We start from the raw sequence: 21,764 nt of genomic DNA on the forward strand, positions 1-21,764 counted from the left end.
ATTCAAAAACACTTTTTTCAAAAAACTTTCCGAAAATTATCTCAAACTATTGTGTTTTTCCATTGAATATCACCTGCATTATTACATTGCTACAGATGGTAGTTTTTCTTCTGTAGGGGCAAACTATTTTCGTATCGCATCAGTTTTAGGATAATCACCGCTTTATTCAGAAATTTGTGCCAATACATATCCTTCCTATGGACACGCAAAAACCTTATTGTCTTTCTCCTTTTTCTTATCGCCGTATTCCCACCCGTGAAGTGTCTATCGGCGATACTCCGCTCGGCGGCAATAACCCCATCCGCATTCAGTCAATGACTACGACTGATACGATGGACACGATCGGGACAGTCGAACAGTCGATCCGGATGGTAGAGGCCGGATGTGAATATGTGCGCATCACCGCACCAAGTAAAAAAGAAGCCGCCAATCTGGCTGAGATAAAAAAAGAACTTCGCCGCAGAGGTTATCGCGTTCCGCTTGTAGCCGATATTCACTTCACACCGAATGCCGCTGAAATCGCAGCAAGAATCGTGGAGAAGGTGCGGGTGAATCCCGGCAATTATGCAGATAAGAAAAAGTTTGAAACGATAGAATACACGGATATTTCTTATCAGGCTGAACTGGAGCGTATCTATGAGCGGTTTTCACCTCTGGTAAAGATCTGTAAAGAAGAGGGAACGGCGATGCGCATTGGCACCAATCACGGTTCGCTTTCTGACCGGATCATGAGCCGCTATGGCGATACCCCCATGGGCATGGTCGAATCTGCGATGGAGTTTGTCCGGATTTGTGAAGACCATGGGTTTTATAATGTTGTCATCTCTATGAAAGCATCCAACCCACAGGTTATGGTACAGGCATACCGCCTGTTGATGCAACAAATGCTGGAAGCCGGGCAGGTTTACCCGCTTCACCTCGGTGTTACCGAGGCCGGTGAAGGCGAAGATGGCCGAATCAAATCTGCGCTGGGAATCTCTACACTTTTGATGGATGGCATCGGCGACACCGTCAGAGTGTCGCTCACCGAAGACCCGGAACACGAAGTGCCTGTAGCAAAGTTTCTCGTCGATCACGCACTCCGTAATGCCAAAGCCAGGAAAGATGAAATTCTGCCGACATTTCCCTGGAACCCTTACACCTTCAAGCGAAGAGAATCTAGCGAAGTACTCAACTTTGGTCATACACAAGTACCTCGTGTCGTTGCAGATATCCGCCATAATCATAGTTCCGCTGCGGCTCTCAAGGAAGTCGGCTACTCTTATATCCCCGCTTTGGATAAATACAACTTCAGCGATGTGGCTGCGGATTTTGTCTTTCTGGGCGATCATATTCCTCCTTACGAATTGCCCGGTGGACTAAAGAAGGTGTATAACTACGCCACATGGCGTCTTCTGAACGATAGGAAAACCAGCTTTCCGGTTTTTCCCTCTGCTCAATCTTTCGTCGAATCACCCGAAAAAAGTGATTCTCTCAATTTCATCATCGTGCGTGATGAAACCCTGAATGAAACCTGTGCATGGAAATCCTCGCTCACAAACTGTGTACTTGTACTCTCTGCTTCGGGAACCCAACCTGCCTATGTATGGCGGCAGCAGATCATTCGCCTGATGGAAAATGGGCTGAATCAGCCGATTATGCTGAAAATGGCAGCTCCGGCAGACTCATTTGCATGGTACAACGATCAGACTCTTCCTGAGTATGTGCGTATCAGTGAAAATGCCAAAACACAGCTTACGTTGGCTGCGAATGGAAGTACGCTCCTGGTCGACGGCCTGGTGGACGGTATCTGGATTGAAGAAGCCGATGATTGCCGGGTAAGAGCAACTTTCGGTATGCTTCAACTTGCCAGGTTGCGTATTACCAAAACGGAGTATATTTCCTGTCCATCCTGTGGCCGTACGCTGTTTGATCTGCAGGAAACAACTGCCCGCATACGAAAACGCACCGAACATTTAAAGGGCGTTAAAATCGGGATTATGGGTTGTATTGTCAACGGACCGGGTGAGATGGCTGATGCCGATTACGGTTATGTGGGAGTCGGACCTGATAAAATTGCCCTTTATCGTGGTCAGGATATTGTCGAAAGAGGCGTGCGCACAGCCGATGCGGTAGATAAACTGATTGACCTCATCAAAGAAGACGGTAATTGGGTAGAGCCTGCACTGGCGGATCAGAAAGCCTGAATTTTCCGCAATAAAAATTTTCTCCCTGCTATTTTATTTGTAGCAGGGATTTTTTATGTTTCATAATAAATGCAGGAACTTTGTGATTTTTATTTTGTAACAATTTTCCTTGCAAAAGCACAATTTCCATTACACATTTTAATATCCAAAGCCTTATGAAGCACTATTTGTTTACGATTCTTTTGAGCTGTGTGTCTGTTTTTTCTTTTGCCCAGACAAGAGGCATAAATTATCAGGCAGTAGCACGCGATAACACTGGGGCAATACTGGCCAGCCAACCTATAAATGTGGCTTTTCTGATCCGGTCGGGTGGAACTGCCGGGACGGTTGTTTATCAGGAGACCTTTTCCACTAATACCAATGCCTTTGGATTAATCAACCTTGAAATTGGGGCGGGCACTCCGGTGATTGGTACATTTGAGGCTATCGACTGGGCTTCTGATCGCCATTTTCTGGAAGTGCTGTTCAATGGAGCTACTGCCGGTACGCAGGAACTCGTCTCTGTCCCCTATGCCAAAGTGGCTACGGACATGCAGCTGGGCTCACTCACGGATGTGAATGATCCTGGTGCTTCAAATGGAGAGGTTTTAAAATGGAATGGCACAGAATGGGCACCTGCAAACGATGCAGTCAACGACGCAGACGCAAGCACCACCAATGAGATACAGTCGCTGTCTCTCTCCGGCACAACGTTGAGTTTGTCCCTGGGTGGCGGTTCTGTTGTACTTCCTTCCGGAGGCGGTAGCTATTCCGCAGGTACAGGAATCAGTATCTCCGGCTCCAATGTAATTACCAATACCGGAGACACCGACGCATCCAACGATATTACCAATAGCACAGGGGCAGGTGGAGATTTGGGCGGATTGTATCCCAATCCAACCGTTACGGGAATCCGCACGGTAGGGGTTTCTGTCACTTTACCTTCCAACGGACAGGTGCTGAAATACAATGGCTCGCTTTGGGCACCGTCGGCAGACGCAGTCAACGACGCAGACGCAAGCACCACCAACGAAATCCAGACGCTGTCTCTCTCCGGTACAACGTTGAGTTTGTCCCTGGGTGGCGGTTCTGTTGTACTTCCTTCCGGAGGCGGTAGCTATTCCGCAGGTACAGGAATCAGTATCTCCGGCGCCAACGTAATCACCAATACCGGAGACACCGACGCCTCCAACGATATTACCAATAGCACAGGGGCAGGTGGAGATTTGGGCGGATTGTATCCCAATCCAACCGTTACGGGAATCCGCACGGTAGGGGTTTCTGCCACTTTACCTTCCAACGGGCAGGTGCTGAAATACAATGGCTCGCTTTGGGCACCGTCGGCAGACGCAGTCAACGACGCAGACGCAAGCACCACCAACGAAATCCAAACGCTGTCTCTCTCCGGCACAACGTTGAGTTTGTCCCTCGGCGGCGGTTCTGTTGTACTTCCTTCCGGAACCAGCAGTCAGTGGACCACCAGCGGATCCAATATTTACTACAATACCGGCAATGTGGGGATTGGCGATGCCTCCCCGCTTTCGACTTTTACAGTGGGTAATGGCGATAAATTTCAGGTAAGTGGTACAGATGGCGATATTACCTTTACTGATGATGATGCAAGTATTCGGTTTCCCGCCACAGCCGCTCCCAATAGCCCGATGATCTATATGTTTGCATCCGGTACAGCCAATGCTGACCGTATGGTAATTGCACATTCACCGGGTTTTCCTACCTGGGGTATGGAATACAAAGATACCTCAGATGTTATTTTTCTCCGTTCCAACAGTGCGAGACAATTTTCCTTTGCGCTAAGTCCTGGTAATATGGGTATAGGAACAGAAAGCCCTTTATGGCCATTGGATGTGGTAGGCCGGATCCGTTTGCAATCCAAAGGAACGCTCAACAACTCCGCGGGTATATGGTTTTCCAACCTTGCAGGCACGTTTAACCGGGCATTTTTTGGTATGTCGGAGCCTGATTCAATAATAGGTATTTACAGTCAGCATTTGAATAAATGGGCGATCGAATTTGAGGTGATGCGCGAGCCCCGTATTGGGGTGAATATCCCTGCCGGTTCGCCCCCCCGTGCAGAAATACATATTTACCATACCAATTTCGGCGGATCCAATGATGGGTTTCGTCTCCAGAATGAAGGCGCCAACAGTCACTATTGGAACCTGTACACATCCAATAGTACCGGAGATCTTGAGTTTTACAAACAAGGAATCAAACGCGCGACTATCAATCAAACTTCCGGTGCGTTTACCGCTGTTTCTGATGCACGTCTCAAAACCAATATCAGTGCGCTGGGAGCAGTTATGCCTTCTGTCATGAACCTTCAGGCCAAAACCTATCAGTATATTGACGGGGAGGACCGGAGATTTTTTACCGGTTTCCTGGCACAGGAGCTTAAAGACGTTTTTCCCCAGTTTGTATTTTATGGAGGCGATGACCAGGTGCTTTATACCGTAGATTATGGAAGTATGAGTGTGGTTGCACTAAAAGCAATTCAGGAACAGCAGGCTGAAATTGACGATTTACGGCAAATAGTGAAAAGTTTGCAGGAGGAAATCGAAAAGCTGAAAGACAAGTAGTTTACGGGTTGTTTTACTCAAGATATGGAAAAAATCCCCTGGTAGTAATTATACAATCAGGGGATTTTTTTGACTGATCTTGCAGCATTAAATGTTTATTGGAGGAATAAATTTTTCTTTCATTTAAAATTCGTACATTTGTTGAAGCTTTCGTGAATCAAGCAAAAACAGGAAAGCATTCAATCTCAAGCTCCTTCGTACAAATCAATCATGCAGGAGCTCTTATCCCAACCAATGATATCTTTTGAAAATCTCGGGCTTATTGAGCCCATCCAAAGGGCTTTAAAAACCGAAGGTTACATTAAGCCAACTCCTATCCAGGAACAATCTATCCCGATCATACTTGACAGAAAAGACTTGTTAGGCTGTGCTCAGACAGGAACCGGAAAAACCGCAGCTTTCTCTATTCCGATTCTGCAGATTTTGCATGAACAAAAGCAAAATGAAACGAGACGGGACCGCCATATCAAAGCACTGATTGTTACGCCGACCCGCGAACTCGCTATCCAAATTGATGAAAGTATTCAAGCTTATGGTCGTTTTACCGGCCTGACGCATTCCGTAATTTTTGGTGGTGTTTCGCAAAGACCCCAGCTGAGTGCCCTCCAGAGAGGGGTAGATATCCTCGTGGCAACACCGGGGCGTTTACTCGATCTGGTAAATCAGGGTTATATCAACCTTAGCCATCTGGCTATACTCGTCCTCGATGAGGCTGACCGTATGCTGGACATGGGCTTTATCCATGATGTGAAAAAAATTCTGGCATTGGTGCCGCCTAAAAGACAATCTTTGTTCTTTTCCGCGACCATGCCACCTGCCATTGTAAAACTTGCAGGTACCATTCTTCAAAATCCTGTGAAAGTTGAGGTTAATCCTATCGCTTCCACGGCAGAGAAAGTGCAGCAGTCTGTTTATTTTGTAGATAAAGACAAAAAAGGCCCGCTTCTCATTCACGTGTTGAGTGGCCCGGAAGTATCGTCCGCGTTGATCTTTACCCGTACCAAATATGGCGCAGATAAGCTGGCAACATTTCTCAATCGCGCTGGTGTGAAGTCTGATGCCATTCACGGCAATAAATCTCAGGAGGCGCGCCAAAAAGCCCTGAATAATTTTAAGAAGGGGAAAACCCGTGTGCTCGTAGCGACAGATATCGCTTCCAGAGGAATTGATGTGGATGATTTATCACACGTCATCAATTACGAAATTCCCAATGTGCCCGACACGTATGTACACCGTATCGGTCGTACAGGTAGAGCCGGAGCAGAAGGTATCGCTTTATCTTTTTGTGATTCGGAGGAAATGGTTTATCTCAGAGATATTCACAAACTGATTGACCAGACGGTACCCGTAGTGGAGGACCATCCTTTTCCGATGATGAAAAAGATGTCGATGAAACCGGCGCCCTCGCCTAAACAAAAAAGAAACAACTTTTCCCCCGGAAAACGCAGAAAGGTGTACGGAAGAGTATCCTGATACTGAACTGATCGTTTACAATATGTTCCGGAGAAAATCAGCGGAAAAGCTTGATTCTCTCCGGAACATTTTCTTTCGGAATTATAAAGTAATTGGGAGAAAGTAATCTTTCCGAAGGGATGCAGAAACCACCAGGGACACAAAGGCCTCACAAAGGGCACAAGGAAACTGCGCTTTGTGCCCCTTGAGACTTCCTTGTGCCCTTCGTGGTTTATCCCAATAAGTTGATAATTCCGTTTTCTTTTGCCTATACCCCGTTTCCCTTAAGGGTAGAAAGGAATTCCACCAAATCTCTGATTTCCCGCCGATTAAGTATATTTCCCATCGCCGGCATGCTGGAAGGCGCATTTTGCCGGTCAGATATGTCCGCCTTTAATACTTTTTCGGGCACGTGATCTCCGATCCGGATCATCATATAGGAAGCGGTTTCTTCCAGCAGAACCCCATTTTTCTTACTTCCGTCTTTCATACTGAGCATGACGATCCCATAACCGGGAGCAAGCTGTGCGCCCGGGTCAACCAACGATTCCAGCAATTTTTCCCGCGATAATCGGTTACCAACTTCGGCAAGGTTGGGGCCTACCGTTGCTCCACCTTCTCTGATCGAATGGCAACGGGTACACATCGCACTTTCATTCCGGGAAAAAATCTGCCTTCCTTTTTGTTCGTCGCCTCCTTTTAAAGCTTCTGTATATGACGCCACAACTCCTTGCGCTGTTTGTGATTTTTTCCAGGCTCCGGCGCGGGATTGCAGGGTTTCAGATGATTTTTTTTCTATCGCCTCAAGTAGATCCAGTTGTATTTCTCCGGCCAGTTTACCTGTTTCCAGTTGTGTTAATAGTGAAGAGAATAATGCTTCGGTAGCATTTTCCGGCAATTTCCCCAGTGCTTCAAGGGCAGTTTGTTGTTCCCCTGTCGTGCCTTTTTCGATGACCAGGTTGAGCAATTCTACCTTTTTTTCATCAGATATAGACAATTGACCAGTAAGACCCAGGCCAGTCATTCGTACCAGTGGATCCCGGTCTTTAATTGCAAGTTGTACGACGGTTTCCATATCGGAATAACCCAACCTGAAAAGCCCGTCCAATGCAGCCGATCTGACTTCTGCCGCCGGATCATTTTTCAGAATCGCTGCCATACCTGTTGTCGATTCTTTCAGGTGAAGGCGTGCGGCGGCATCCATGGCGGTGATTTTTACCAGGCTGCTTTTGCTTTTGAATAATTGCGGAAGAATGCCGCCCAGCACAAGCTGTGCATGGGTAGTGTCCTGAACAATTTCTCCATGATAAAACCCATCGACTCTATCCACAACGGAAGGTTTGGGCCATGTACCTATAACTGCGATGGCCTCGGATATTAAGACCTCGCTGTTTTTATTGTTGAGGGAAAAGTCTGCAAGTGCCTGGATATTTTCATCTTTTCCCAATCGAAGATTGGCATTGATTGCCCGACGGATCAGGGGTTCATTGACAAATACCGGCGAATGGAGATATGCTGCGAGTGCAGGTAGGGCTGCTTCGATACCGCCATCGTCATTGATGGCTTTGGCAGCTTCTGTGACGATCCACTCGTCCTTGTCCTGTAGAAATAGCCTGACCTCCTGTGCGCGCATCCTGCGCAATGCTACCAGCGCTGCGATTCTGACTGCGCGCGAGGGATGGGTCGATAGTTCAGACAAAGGACCGCGACGATCGATTCTGGCTAATGCAATGGCTCCTGCGTGGCGCAGGTAAATATCTGCGTCATTATTTTTTTCCAGCATCTGCACGATAGGATAAATCGCCTGGACATAAGCCATTCGTCCCAAAGCCTCGGTTGCAAAAAATCTCACACGGGCTGCAGTGTCGTCCAATAAAGGAATAATCGCATCTGCTGCCGCCTGATATCGCACTTCACCCAGCCATCGTGCTGCCTGTGCCCTGATTTCAGGATCATTGTCTGCTAATAATGGCTGTAAGGATTCTGCTAATCCTTGCTCTTGCTGTGCCAGCTGGGCAATGCCCCAGATCGCATGAACCCGTGCAAGTTGAGGATTTTCGATGCTGAGTGCATTTTTGAATACAACATTTCCTTCCCGACCTTTTGCTACCAGCGCAAACTGAGCTTTCTGTCTGATCCGTTTGTCTTCATGATGCAGAAAAGCTGCCAGGTCGTCATTCATACGGAGGGTAAAATCTTCGGCCAGCAGCGTTTTTACCTCTTGTCTGATGGGGGATTCTGCTATTCCCGGCGCATCCAGCTTCCATATTCTGCCATACTTTTTGGGCGCCCAGCCATCGATCCAGTCTGCGACATACAGTGCACCGTCAGGCCCAAAATCCAGTCCGGTAGCCAGTAATAAACCCAGTATTTTTTCTTCCTTTTCAAAGGCGAATCCAGCCCCGTTGGGTTTTAACTGAAATGCCCATACGTTGGAGCGGGCAGGCGTTCCGGTAAACTCTGCAAAAAAGAAGTGGTTTTTATACTTTGCACTCAGGGCCGTACCCGGATTGTATTTCATCCCTGTCGGACCATTGTGATAGTTGCGGATGGGAGGAAGAATATGTGCTGCCTGACCTTCCCAGCGCGGAATATACATTTTTTCGTCCATCCAGACTTTGTAGGTATTGTTGTCGGGATCGGAGTATTTGCCAAACTGCCAGTTGGTGCGCCAGCCGGAATCTGAGCCGTCCACGAGGTAAACCAATCTTTCGCTTTCACCGGGATGATCGCCGTCATTGTCAACTGAAATCAAATTACCGTAATCGTCAAAGGCAAATTCGTGGGTATTTCTCAACCCCGCAGCAAATACTTCAAAGTCACTGCCGTCTGTGTTACAGCGGAAGATTGCACCCTGATTGGCATAGTCCCAAACTTTTCCCTTTTGGTCAACCACATACGATCCTATATCGCCAATTCCCCACCAGATTTTTCCATCGGGCCCTATGGTCAGCCCTGACATATTATGTCCGCCAAACCCAATATGAACCCCAAAGCCCGTATGGAGAAGTTTTTTTTCCTCAATGATTCCGTCTCCGTTTTTATCGGTCAACCGCCAAAGTTCAGGCCCTACGCCTACAAAAATATACCCGTCATGCACGACCATTGCCCCGGCTACGTCGGAAATTTCCTGATGAAAATCCTCCACGACAACTGCTGCGTAGTCTGCAATTCCGTCGCCGTCACGATCCGCTATTTTGAAGACCCGTTCTTTGTCGATGGTAAGGTCTTGCCAGTCGCGGGAGCCATCGCCATTTTTATCATCCAGCCAGGGATTTTCATCACTGTTTTCCGGTGATAGGGTAGTGTGGAGAAAGTTTTTCCGGTCTTCTACGGTTTTAAAGGAAATGGACGAAATCATCCAGTTTCTATGTCCGCGAATATCGAGTTCTGAACCTCTTCTGCGTCCGGTACTGGAGATATAAGCTTCGCCTTTTCCATTTATTGAAAGCGCAATCGGATCCGGTGCCAATGAATCAGACGCCCACAGACTTAAGGTGAGTCCTTCGACAACTTCAGCCGAAACCCCAGCTCTGATGGCAGTTGCGAGGCTATCAGCCGTTTGGGTATCCAGGCTGATAGCGGAAGGTGTTGGCACCGGTTTTTCGCACGCCAAAAAGCCGGTGCCTGTCAGCAGTATGAGCGATACCCGAAGGAAAGTGGCAATCTGAAAATTCATGTATAGCCGGAAATAATAAATAGTATAAAGTTATTCTCCGTGTCCTTCCGCAACCTGGGGCGCTTCTTTGAGCGTCGAGATAAACTCCACGACATCGCGAAGATCTCTACGGGAAAGAATCGTACCCATGGGTGGCATAGAAGACGGGGCATTGGTTCTTGTGGCGACTTTATTTTTGGGAACCTTTACAGGCTCTGCGTCTGCTGTTTTGACGGTAATCATATCAGCGGTTTCACCAAGCAGCGTACCAATGGTTTTGTTGCCATCGGTAAGCTCCAGGGATACTATCCCATATCCTGAAGCCAGTTGTGCGCTGGGGTCAACCAGTGATTCGAGAATCTGCTCACGGGTAAGCCGAAGTCCCACCTGATCGAGATTGGGGCCTACATCTCCGCCGTTGCCTCTGATTACATGACAGCGAACACACTGGGCTGCCGCATTGCGGTATACAACCTGTGCGCCGCGCCGCGCATTTCCACCGAGTAAGGCATCTGCATACTGGTTGACAGGCGAACTGCCGGCCTGACTTTCCTGATAGGTTTTCAACCTGCCGGTCAGTGATGTATTGCCACTGGCTTCGATCGCTTCTGCAAGGTCGAGGCGGATTTCCGGGCGCACTTTCCCGTTTTCCAGTTTGCCGAGCATATCTTCAAATAAAGGCTGGGTAGCCGCCTGGGGCAGTTTTCCCAGGGCACTCAGTGCGCTTTGTTGTTCGGAAGCTGAGTTCCCCGCCAATACCAGTGAAAGGAGGTTTACTTTTTCTGCATCGGGTAAGCTGAGTCGTGGGATCATGTCCAGTCCGGCTGATCTTACACTGGCTTCTTTATCTTTCAGCGCAACCTGCACCGCAGCAGCAATTTCGCTGTACTCCATATTTACCAGTGCTTTCAGCACAGTTTCGCGCACGTCAGCCTCTTTGTCACTTTTCTGCATCGCCAGCAATTGGGGAACCATTTCTGTGATTTTCAGGTGTCCGGTAGCTTCTATTGCAGCCATTTTCACCAGTGAACTTTTATCTGCCAGCAGTGGCTGGAGGATCGGCTCTGTCACTTTTCGTACAGGCGCTGCGTCGCGGGGGGTAAGTCCGCGGTTGCGTCCGTCCACCCGGTCGAGAACCGAAGGATTGGCCCAGGTGCCTAGCGTAGCCAGGGCTTCTGCCCGCATGGCTTCGGGCGCATCCGTACGTTTTGCGTAGTCTGCCAGAATTTTCATGTTTTCTTCGCCGCCTGTCCGAAGGTTGGCGTTGATTGCACGGCGCACAAATGGTTCATTGGTAAATGTGGTTCCTTCGAGGGCTTTTGCCAGTGCCGGGAGGGCTGGTTCAATGGACAAATCGTCATTGATGCCACGCGCAGCTTCTGCGACAATAAAGGCATCGCTATCCTTGAGAAATACGGCAATCCCCGGATCCTGCATTCTTCTGAGGGCAACTACAGCTGCGATTCGCAGTGCGCGGGAAGGATGACTGGCTAAAGCTACCACAGGTGCGGGCTTATTGATGCGCGCCAGGGCACATGCGCCTGCATGGCGCAGATATCCATCTTTGTCGTCATTGGCAATGAGCATATCGATAATCGGCTGAATAGCCGGCACATAGGCGATCCTTCCCAATGCTTCAGCGGCAAAAAACTGCACGCGGAGTGAAGGATCTTTCAGCAGTGGGACAATCGCATCAGCTGCAGCGGCATAACGTACATCACCCAGCCATCGTGCTGCCTGTGCCCGTATTTCGGGATCGGCGTCTGTCAGCAGCGGAATAAGCTTTTCCGATGCTTTGGCATCTTTCCTGGCGATCTGACTGATTCCCCAGATGCCATGTACACGGGCGAGTTGGTTTTCTGTTTGAGTAATGGCTTTTTCCAAAACTTCCAGTCCTTTATTTTCTTTTTTGGCGAGGGCAAACTGTGCTTTCTGGCGAACCCGTTTGTCAGGGTGGCTGAGAAAAACCAGCAGATCGTCGGGGGATTTTTTATTGAAGTCTGTGGCAATCAGGGTTTTTACTTCCTGCCGCATGGCAGAAGACGCTTCACCGGGGGTATCGAGTTTCCAGATACGGCCGTAGTCTTTGGTTCCCCATCCCTGAATCCAGTCTGCCACATATAACGCCCCGTCGGGGCCAAAATCAATGCCGGTAGGTAATATTCCACCCAGTACTTTTTCTTCTCTGTCAAAGGCAAAAGAAGCGCCATCTGGTTTTAACTGGAAGGCCCACAGCGGAGAACGTGCAGCATTTCCCACAAATTCGACAAAGAAAAAGTGTTTTTTCCAGCGCTCTCCCAATGCCGTTCCCGGATTGTACTTCATGCCGGTAGGGCCATTGTGATAATTTCTCAGAGGGGGGGTGATATAGGCTGCTTGTCCGTCCCAGCGAGGTTTGAACAGTTGTTCGTCCATCCATACTTTGTAGGTATTGTTGTTGGGGTCGGTGTATTTGCCAAACTGCCAGTTGATGCGCCATCCGGAGTCGGATCCGTTGACTATATATACGAGTCTTTCGCTTTCTCCGGGGTGGTCGCCGTCGTTGTCCACGCTGATGAGGTTGCCGTATTCGTCGAATGTAAATTCGTGGGTATTGCGTACACCTTTTGCAAAAACCTCAAAATCGCTGCCGTCAGGGTTGGCTCGAAAAATTGCGCCTTCATTGGACTGGTCCCAGATTTTGCCTTCCTGGTCTTTGATATAAGAACCAATATCGCCGATGCCCCACCAGATTTTTCCATCTGGGCCAACCGTGAGTCCCGACATACCGTGTCCGCTAAAACCTACATGTACAGCGTAGCCATGACTGATTGACATTTTCTCTTCGAAAATCCCGTCGTTATCGCTGTCTTTGAGTCGCCATACGTCAGGGCCGACACCAATAAAGAGATACCCGTCGTGGATCAGTACAGCACCTGCCACGTCGGTAATTTCGTCGTTAAAGTCTTCTACTACGAGCTGTGATACGTCGGCGATGCCATCGTTGTCGGTATCTTCTATACGGAAAATTTGCTCCTTTTCAACAGCAAGGTCTTTCCAGTCATGGCTCCCATCTTTATTGAGATCGGGCAGCCAGTCATTTTTTTCGCTGTTTTCCGGAGCGAATATTTTATGCAAAAATGCCCGTCTTTCCTCTACATTTCTGAGGGAGACAGACTCTGTGATCCAGTCCTGATGACCGCGGATATCAAACTCTGAGTTTTTCTGCCGGTTGGTTCTGGAGACATATGCCCGGCCCTTCTCATCAATGCTAAGTCCAATCGGGTCTGGCGCAAGCGAGTCCGATGCCCAAAGCGTAAGTTCCAGCCCTTCGGCTACTTCTACTGAAACATTGCTGCGAATAGCTTTTGAAAGGCTGTCTGCGGTAGCCTGGGAAAGGGTGGTCGCCTTAAGTGCAGACTGTTTGGTCCGGCAGGCATTGAATGCCAACCCCAAAATCAGGGAAGAGAGGAAAGCAGGTAAAAAAACCTGGCGGAGTATTAGTAGTGGTGATCTCATGACAAGTAAAGGATTAGATAGCCAAGGTAATATTTCAAATAGAAACCTACAGATAAAATAATAGAAAAATCGTTTTTACTTCCGGATATCAAGGACCGGGTAGAAATATAATTCGTAATTTCTACTTAGACCTGCTGCTCTTTATCAGTAAGGTTGCCCCACTAATCCCGGCAATACCCATCTTCCCATTGGTTTTGTTTTTTGGATAGATGAGGAATTCGAATTAAATTGATAGAATCCTCCAAACAAAATCACTCCCAATGTCAGATATCAACCGCTGGAAAACCGTTCTGAAAATCGAAACCGGTGGGCATACCGGAAGTATTGCTGAGCTTCTGCTTACATCCGACGGCCAGAAAATCGTAACATCCAGCGAGGATAAAACCATTCGGGAATGGGATGTCAAAACGCTAAAGGAAACCCGGAAAATCCTTGGGCAGGTTGGGCCGGGTGTCTCAGGCGAAATCAAGTCAATGGCACTTACCCCGGATGATAAATACCTGGCTGTCAGTGTGTATACTGGTGACAATGACCAATGGGGACATATTCCCTATCCTCCGGCATCGGTCGTTGTTAGAATTTACGATTTTGAAGCCGGCAAACTGGAGAAAGTGCTTGTATCCGGCCACACCAATGCGATTTACGGAATGGCCTTCAGTGAGGATTCCAAATACCTCGCTACCGGTGCAGAAGATCACTCTGTAAGAATATGGGACTTTGCCCAGGTACTCAGCGTGTCCGATCCTCAACCTGAACATATCATTTCCAATAATAATATTCAGCGCCCAAACGCAGTCAGGTTTATTAAAACTGCGGATGATTACCAGGTAGTTTATGCCGATTATAGCGAATATATAAAGTCGATCAGCCTGTATTCGCTCCGTCAGCAAAAAGTACTGGCTACTTACAGGGATGAGGATCGGCTTCTGTATATCGCGGTAAGTCAAGACTATATCGCAGCATGTGGTTATGCAAGACATATTCTCATTTTTGACAAGAACCTGAATTTCAAAAAAACTATTGATACGGAAGGAGGGCCCGCAGACCTCGATTTTTCGCCCGACGGAAAACTCCTGATCGCCGGCGGGAAAATTACCACAGATAATGATCCTGTACGGGTAAATGTGTATGAGGCCGGCAATGATTTTCGACTGGTCTATTCTTTTGAGAAACACGATGCAGATACTCAGGCTGTTGTATTTCAGGACAATGAAACAGCGATCACCTGTGGGGGCAATCATAAGGAAATAATGATCTGGAAAGCCCGGACCGGTGAGGTTTTGGGAACCATCAAACCCAAGGGAAGTACCATTTTCTCTGTGGGTATATCGGGTAAAAAAATCGCCTTTGGAAAAACGCAGGCGTTCAAAAAAGATCAGAACAACTACGCACCGCTGGAAGCGTATTTTGACATGGAAACTTTTGAAGTCAAACAGATAACATCCGGCGAAAAGGATTCCTTCAAGCGTGCAAATATCTCCAGAGATGGCAAATTCCTTTTTGTTGACCCCAACGACCAATGGGATTTATTTCTCAAAAAAGATGGATACGACTACCGGATGTGGCGAACGGGCGGCTGGTACTATCATGAAGCCTTTGGATTTAGCGACGAAGGGATGATTCTCACCGGAGGGCGTGGTGGTGAAGTCAGGGCGTATAATGAAAACGGAGACACCGTTACTTACTTTATCGGTCATGCAGATCGTGTGTGGGATATCGCTTCCGAAAATAACTGGCTGGTAACCGGTGGGGTAGAGCAGGTAATTAAAATCTGGAACCTGGACGGTCTTAAACAAGACCAGGAAGAAATTCAGCCCATGCTTAACCTTTTTGTTTCTGACGAGGGAGAATGGGTAATCTGGAGCAATAGTGGTTATTACAATTCCAGCCTGCATGGAGATAAGCATATCGGTTATATCGTCAATCAGGGCGAAACAGAAGAGGCCTTGTGGTTTAATAGTGACAGGTTTATAAAAACGCTGTACCGTCCCGATATTATCAAACTCATACTGGAGACTGGCAGTGAGGAAGAGGCGCTGAAAAAGGCTACCCACGAGTCAAATAATAAGGTGGAAGAAATCCTTCCTCCTAAAATAGAATTGTTGCTGCGAAACCAGATCGATACTACCGAGCAAACCTTTGATCTGGAATTTGAAGTAAAAGCGAAGACCGATCCGGTCAGCAGATTCTGGATTCTAAAAAACGATGATTTTTTGCTCGAAAAAAAGGCGGAGGACGGCGAAATCAAGCCTTACCAGTGTGTGGAAGTCGTTTTATCACCTGGTGAAAACAGATTTACCATCCTGGCCGAAAGTCTGCTTTCCAAGAGCAATCCTGCAGAAATCACGTTTAATGTAGATGCTTCAGACTGGAAATCCAGAGGGTTTGACTTTGAGGAAGACGAACCTGAAGCCGAGGAAATAAAGCCCAACCTGTATATCCTGACTATCGGCGTTTCCAATTATAAAAATTCGGATAAGGAAAAGATCACAAACCTTGATTTTGCTCACGAAGATGCTATGAAGGTAGCTGCTGCATTTGAAACTCAAAAAGGAAAAGTCTACGGGGAAATCATCACCAAAGTCCTGACTAATGAGAAAGCAACCCGTCAGGATATTCTCGATGCGATCAAATGGCTGGGTGAGCAGGTCAGGAAAAATGATGCAGATAAGAAAGCGAACAATAAATCGAGCAAGGATGTGGCTTTGATTTTCTTTGCCGGGCATGGGCTGAAGAAAGACTCAAAATTCTATTTCCTGAGCCATGACACAACCTTGAAGAATCTTGCCGAATCGGCGGTCTCCCTGCTGGATATTGGAAAAGAGATTACGACCTTCCCTTCAGAGCTGATTATTATGACAGACGCCTGCCATGCCGGAAGGATCAGTGCTGATAGCATGGAGCTTATTGAAAGCGGAGAATTATCCAAGCGTCTGACTTCTCTCAACGAAAGAGCGCAGGTGATTCTGAATGCCACTTCTGCCGATAAGCCTGCATTTGAACTGAGAAAATTTGGGCACGGTGCATTTACCAAAGTATTGCTTGACGGACTGCAAAATTTCGATGAGGTTGATGTGCTGAAACTCACTTCGTTTGTTCAGCGAAATGTAAAGGAAACGACCAAAGTTTATCCCAAAGGACCCCAGGAACCCAATATCACCATTTTTGGTTCTCTGTCATTATTTAATTTGTACAGGAAATAAAACCTGGTTCCGGGGACATCCCTCCAGTCATTCTTTTGTTTATATTTGGCCGTTGAACAAACTGTCATGAAACAAAATCCTCACTTTGACCTTTTGGTTGTCGGTGGTGGTGTCCTCGGGACGTTCCACGCATATCATGCCCTGAACCTCGGCCTTCGGGTAGCGCTGGTAGAACGAAACCTCGTTCCCATAGGTGCGACAGTGCGCAATTTTGGCCAAATCGTACCTTCCGGCATGAATCTCAAATGGCAAAACTACGGACGCCAAAGCCTTGAAGTCTATCACCACCTTCAGGCACAAACCGATATCAGCATTCGCCAAAACGGAAGTATTTATCTCGCCTCTGATGCTGAAGAACTTCAGCTGATCGAGGAACTTCACGAGATCAACCGGGCAAATGATTATTCTTCCCAACTCCTCACCGCTCAGCAATGTCTGGCCCAATACCCTTCGCTGAAGGCTACTTACTGCAAAGGCGGGCTGTTTTTTCCGGATGAGATGTCTGCCAATCCCCGCGAGATGATTCGCAAGGTACAGGCTTACCTCAATACCCAACCTTTGTTTAGCCATTTCCCGGGCACAGCCATTTCTCAAATCGACCACTCAGGACCCGGTTGTATCGCCACTGACAGTAGGGGAAATACCTATTCTGCAGAAAAAATGGTGATTTGTTCCGGCAGTGAATTCAGCCTTTTGTACCCCGAACTTTTTGCCGAAAGCGACCTGGAAGTCGTGCAGTTGCAAATGTTGCGTCTGGCCCCTCAGCCTTCGGTGCAAATTCCGGGAAATATCCTCACCGGCCTCTCTATACGGAGGTATGAAAGTTTTGCGGATTGTCCTTCGTGGAAAGCCGTCAAAGCCAGAGAAACCTCCGACACCTTCTGGAAAAAATGGGGCGTTCACATTCTGTTTAAGCAGGAGGTAGATGGCAGTATTATTTTGGGCGATTCGCATGAATATGCAGACGTGAAGGAAAGAGACTCGCTGGATTTTGATATTAAGGAAGAAATCAGCCGATATTTTGTGGAGGAAGGGAAGAAGATATTTGCCCTCGACAACTGGGAAATACAAACACAGTGGATGGGCGTGTACAGCCAGGGGAAAACGCATGATATTTACCAAAAAACACTTGATAATAAAGTATTTATCGTAACCGGTATCGGTGGAAAAGGCATGACAGCCAGCCCCGGATTTTCAGCATCTCACATTCAAAAAATCTTTTCATTATGATTCAAATGGTTGTTTTTGACATGGCCGGTACTACGGTCAATGAAGATAATGTCGTCTATAAAACCCTTCAGGCCGCGGTGAATGCTGCAGGTTATGAATTTACGCTGGACCAGGTGCTGGCCGAAGGTGCCGGAAAAGAAAAACTTCAGGCGGTACGTGATATCCTTCGCTCCGGAGGCGATTTTGACGAAAGCGAAGCACAGGAGATATATGCCGACTTTATGATCAGGCTGAAGGCCGCCTATGCAGACCTTCATGTAACACCGCAGGACGGTGCGGGGGAAGTATTTGAAGCGCTGAAAGCGCGCGGTATCCGTGTCATTCTGAATACTGGCTACAACCTCGAAACCGCGCAATCTCTGCTCAAAAAACTGGGATGGGAGGAAGGGAAGCAGATTGACGGATTGGTAACTGCCAGTCAGGTGGAAAACAGCCGCCCGGCACCAGACATGATTTTCCTCGCGCGCGACCGTTTCGGGATAAAAAGTGCTGCGGAGATTGTCAAAGTTGGTGACTCGATCATCGACATCGAAGAAGGGCAAAGCGCAGGCTGTGGACTGAATGTGGGCATTACCACTGGCGCCCATACAGAAACACAATTGCTAACAGCCAAACCTGACCATGTGATTCACCACCTGGCGGAGATTTTGGATTTGGTGTAATGTCAATTTTCAGCATGAACAAAATCTACCGATCTTTCAGGTTCTGGTTAAGTGCGCGAAACAGTATAGGGTTTATTGGCTTCTACAAGTATTTTTATTCTCCTGCAAAAGGAAGTCTATCCTGGTTCCTGAATCAGTATTCCAAAGACTTGGCCGGAGATTTTACTGTTATTCAGATCGGGGCTAATGACGGAATCAATAATGACCCGATTCACAAATTTATTAAAAGAGACAAGTGGAAAGGAGTACTCTTAGAGCCGCAGAAAGACATTTTCGAGAAATCTCTTCAAAAATTGTATCAGCGGAATAAGGAGATCGTTACGGTAAATGCTGCCCTGGGAGAATCAGATGGTATTGCTTTTCTGTATAAAATTGCCTTTTGCAACAGCCGGTGGGCAACGGGGCTGGCCTCTTTTGATAAACAGGTTTTATTGGAAGCATTTTCCTCCGGATATGTAAAAAGAAAGGCGGATGAGGTGAATATTCCCATTCCCCCAAACCCGGAAGACCAGATCACAGCGGAAGAAGTAATGCTTATTTGTCCGGAGACCTTGATGAAAAAATACCGGATAGAAAAAATCGACCTGCTACAAATTGATACAGAAGGTTTTGACTACGAGGTGATTAAACTGTTTAATATAAAGAAAACACAACCGGTAGTGATTATCTATGAAAACATCCATCTTTCAGAAACTGACCGGGCGGCCTGTCTTCAACTTCTGCGGGACAATGGCTATTCAGTCGTTCTAAAGGGGGCCAATACCCTGGCTATGCAAAATCCTCCGGAGAAATACCGGATGTTCTTTAACTGATCATTTTTTTATTTTAATAAAGCCACACATAGCCCATAAATCTGCACTATGCGTGGCTTTATCTATATATAACACTTATGGCGCTGACCAGATAAATTCTCCTTTTTCCAGAAAATTTACAATCTGCTCGATGCTCTGCCCCGATTTGCGATCTACCCCTTCTTCCGAGTTAAAAGCATTGTGCGGGGTGCAAATGACATTGGATCTTTTGGCCATTTCGAGAATGGCTGCTACTTCGGGATCGTCGCTAGTGCCGCCACTTCTCAGCGCAATGGCGAGATATTTTTCCTGATCATACACATCGATGCCCACGCCGCTTAGATGTCCTTCATCGAGGAGCCGCAGAAGGTTTGTAGCGGGAGAAAGTTCACCCCGGGAAATGTTGACAAACAGTGCGCCCGGTTTGGCTTTTTTGAGTAAATCGTAAGTGAAATATCCGCGATTGACTTTGGTCAGATTCATCGCACAGACAATAATATCGGCTTGTGGGAGTCCTTCTTCTACGGTAACATAGTTTTCACCCGGATATTTTTCCTCGAGATCCACACAGAGGACATTCATGCCCATACCGTGCCCGATATTGACTACCTGTCCGCCGATATTTCCTACGCCGACGACCAGCAATGTTTTCGCCTGGATTTCCCGCCCGGTGATTCCGTCGCGGTGAAAGGTTTTAAACTGCTCTGTCTGTTGTGGAAGTTTGCGGTAAAGGGCCAGCATGAGCATAAGCGCATGTTCGGCTACTGCCCGGTGGCAATATAGCGGCAAAAAACCACAGGGAAGATCGCTGCCAGTTGCATCCTGGTACGCGTGAAGGTGGTCGTAGCCCGTACTTCGCGATAGAATCGCAGAAAGATCTCCAGCCCATTCAAGGGGAAGCGCCGACTGGGTTCTGATGCTGATAATCGGTGCCGGAGGGGTTGCAGCGCCATATTCCTGAATAGTTTTCCAGGTAAAACCTGCATTTACAGAAGCGGGAAGGTAGTGTCGCAAGGCTTCTTCCTCTTCTTCAAAGGCTTCGAAAAAAAATACGTCCATATAAAAAATTGAATATTCGATCGTTACAATTGCCCCAAAATTAATAAAACTCCCGGGTCGAAATGTTCCGATGTATAAAACGGACGATTATTGGTTGTTTTTTGGAAGGAAATGGTTGCTATCGCTGTATGATCAGCCTCCGCCAAGTGCAGATTTATAAGCTGTCAGACATCTTTCTCTCGCAAAGGTATGTTCTACTATTGGTTTGGGGTAAAGCGGTGTACCAAATTCGGGAACCCATTTTCGCACATATTTCGCCTGAGGGTCAAATTTTTTGAGTTGGGATTCGGGGTTGAATATCCGGAAATAAGGCGCGGCATCCGTTCCGCATCCTGCTGCCCATTGCCAGCCGCCATTGTTGGAGGAGAGTTCAAAATCCAGGAGTTTTTCTGCAAAATAAGCTTCTCCTTCCTGCCAGTTGATCAGGAGGTGTTTGCTCAAAAAACTCGCAACCACCATTCGCACGCGGTTGTGCATATAACCGGTGGCATTCAGTTCGCGCATACCCGCATCTACCAGCGGGTAACCAGTTTTGCCTTGTTTCCACCGTTCAAGTTCTTCCGGAGCATCCCGCCAGGGAATCGCGGCATAATTAGGTTTGAACGGCCCCGTTGCGACATGAGGGAAATTAGACAGAATCTGCATATAAAACTCCCGCCAGATCAGTTCATTGAGATAGGTCTGGTTGTGTTTGAGCGCCGTTCGCACCAGTGCGCGTATGCTGATCGTACCAAACCGGAGGTGAATACCCAGTCGGGAAGTGCCTTTCAGCCCCGGGAAGTCCCGGGTTTTGTCGTAGCTGCTGATGATCTGGATATCGGGTACGGGATCGGGAAAAGGAATATCCGTCGGCTGAAAGCCCATTTGCTGGAGACTGGGTACAGGTAAAGTTTCACTTTTCCAGAAATGGTTGAAAACCGTTTCTGTTTCCCACACCCGGAGGGTGTCGGGATTTAGCCCGTCACGCCATTTGCGGGAATATGGGGTAAAAACCGTATAGGGAGCAGAAGCCTGTGTAAGGACTTCCTTTTTCTCAAAAATTACCTGGTCTTTGTATGTATGAAATTGGATGCCTTTTTGCGCGAGTTGGGTTGCGATTGCGGCATCCCGCGTCTGAGCGTAGGGTTCGTAGTCGTGATTGGTAAAAACAGCCTGAAGGGGGTATTCCACCGCCCACCTTTCCCATACAGATTCCGGCGTTCCATAGGCGACCAGCATTGTACTGCCCATTTGGGCGAGTTTTTCCTGCAAAAAAGTAATTTGCTGATGGATAAAAGCTACCCTCGCGTCCTTTTGGGGTAGTTGATCGAGAATTTCCCTATCAAAGATAAAAACCGGAATGACAGGTCTTCCATCATTTAACGCATGCCAGAGCCCGGCATTATCTTCCAGCCGCAAGTCTCTTCTGAACCAAAATGCAATTGCAGGTGATGTCATACTGTTTTACTC

Annotated in this window: 11 protein-coding genes; 7 read left to right on the forward strand and 4 right to left on the reverse strand. The window is 47.6% G+C overall.

All coding sequences use genetic code 11. The annotated features are described in order from the left end of the window. Window positions 1-197: 197 nt before the first annotated feature. From ispG to R3D00_21720, 3 genes are all read left to right on the forward strand, one after another. Window positions 198-2,186, forward strand: coding sequence for a (E)-4-hydroxy-3-methylbut-2-enyl-diphosphate synthase (ispG, locus tag R3D00_21710; GenBank protein ID MEZ4775812.1), 1,989 nt, complete (start codon window positions 198-200; stop codon window positions 2,184-2,186). A 155-nt stretch (window positions 2,187-2,341) separates the two neighbouring features. Beyond that, window positions 2,342-4,762: a tail fiber domain-containing protein gene (locus R3D00_21715; protein ID MEZ4775813.1), complete on the forward strand. Its 2,421-nt coding sequence runs from the start codon at window positions 2,342-2,344 to the stop codon at window positions 4,760-4,762. 237 nt (window positions 4,763-4,999) lie between these two features. Next, window positions 5,000-6,235, forward strand: a complete 1,236-nt coding sequence (locus tag R3D00_21720) for a DEAD/DEAH box helicase (GenBank protein MEZ4775814.1) — start codon at window positions 5,000-5,002, stop codon at window positions 6,233-6,235. A 247-nt stretch (window positions 6,236-6,482) separates the two neighbouring features. Here the strand turns inward: R3D00_21720 and R3D00_21725 are convergent, their stop codons facing one another. Both R3D00_21725 and R3D00_21730 read right to left on the reverse strand, forming a co-directional pair. Continuing rightward, window positions 6,483-9,893 carry a HEAT repeat domain-containing protein gene (locus R3D00_21725; GenBank protein ID MEZ4775815.1) on the reverse strand — a complete coding sequence of 1,137 codons (3,411 nt, stop codon included), beginning with the start codon at window positions 9,891-9,893 and terminating at the stop codon, window positions 6,483-6,485. Window positions 9,894-9,923: 30 nt separating this feature from the next. After that, window positions 9,924-13,370: a HEAT repeat domain-containing protein gene (locus R3D00_21730; GenBank protein ID MEZ4775816.1), complete on the reverse strand. Its 3,447-nt coding sequence runs from the start codon at window positions 13,368-13,370 to the stop codon at window positions 9,924-9,926. Window positions 13,371-13,630: 260 nt separating this feature from the next. Here R3D00_21730 and R3D00_21735 point away from each other — a divergent pair, with 260 nt between their 5' ends. The 4 genes from R3D00_21735 to R3D00_21750 all read left to right on the forward strand — a co-directional run bounded on the left by R3D00_21735 (window position 13,631) and on the right by R3D00_21750 (window position 19,277). Next, a complete protein-coding gene (locus R3D00_21735) occupies window positions 13,631-16,573 on the forward strand; it encodes a caspase family protein (GenBank protein MEZ4775817.1) in 2,943 nt (980 codons plus the stop codon). A 66-nt stretch (window positions 16,574-16,639) separates the two neighbouring features. Then, window positions 16,640-17,803 carry a TIGR03364 family FAD-dependent oxidoreductase gene (locus R3D00_21740; protein MEZ4775818.1) on the forward strand — a complete coding sequence of 388 codons (1,164 nt, stop codon included), beginning with the start codon at window positions 16,640-16,642 and terminating at the stop codon, window positions 17,801-17,803. Next, complete coding sequence (locus tag R3D00_21745; protein MEZ4775819.1) at window positions 17,800-18,465, forward strand: phosphonatase-like hydrolase; 666 nt, start codon at window positions 17,800-17,802, stop codon at window positions 18,463-18,465. The genes R3D00_21740 and R3D00_21745 overlap by 4 nt, the downstream gene beginning before the upstream one ends. A gap of 14 nt (window positions 18,466-18,479) precedes the next feature. Continuing rightward, window positions 18,480-19,277: an FkbM family methyltransferase gene (locus R3D00_21750; GenBank protein ID MEZ4775820.1), complete on the forward strand. Its 798-nt coding sequence runs from the start codon at window positions 18,480-18,482 to the stop codon at window positions 19,275-19,277. A 75-nt stretch (window positions 19,278-19,352) separates the two neighbouring features. Here the strand turns inward: R3D00_21750 and R3D00_21755 are convergent, their stop codons facing one another. Further along, the gene (locus R3D00_21755; protein ID MEZ4775821.1) at window positions 19,353-20,315 is read right to left on the reverse strand and encodes an NAD(P)-dependent oxidoreductase; all 963 of its coding nucleotides are present in this window, start codon (window positions 20,313-20,315) and stop codon (window positions 19,353-19,355) included. Between the two features lie 132 nt (window positions 20,316-20,447). Then, window positions 20,448-21,752, reverse strand: a complete 1,305-nt coding sequence (locus R3D00_21760; protein MEZ4775822.1) for a deoxyribodipyrimidine photo-lyase — start codon at window positions 21,750-21,752, stop codon at window positions 20,448-20,450. Window positions 21,753-21,764: the final 12 nt, after the last annotated feature.

This window comes from Bacteroidia bacterium (assembly GCA_041391665.1).
GTDB lineage: Bacteria > Bacteroidota > Bacteroidia > J057 > J057 > JAGQVA01.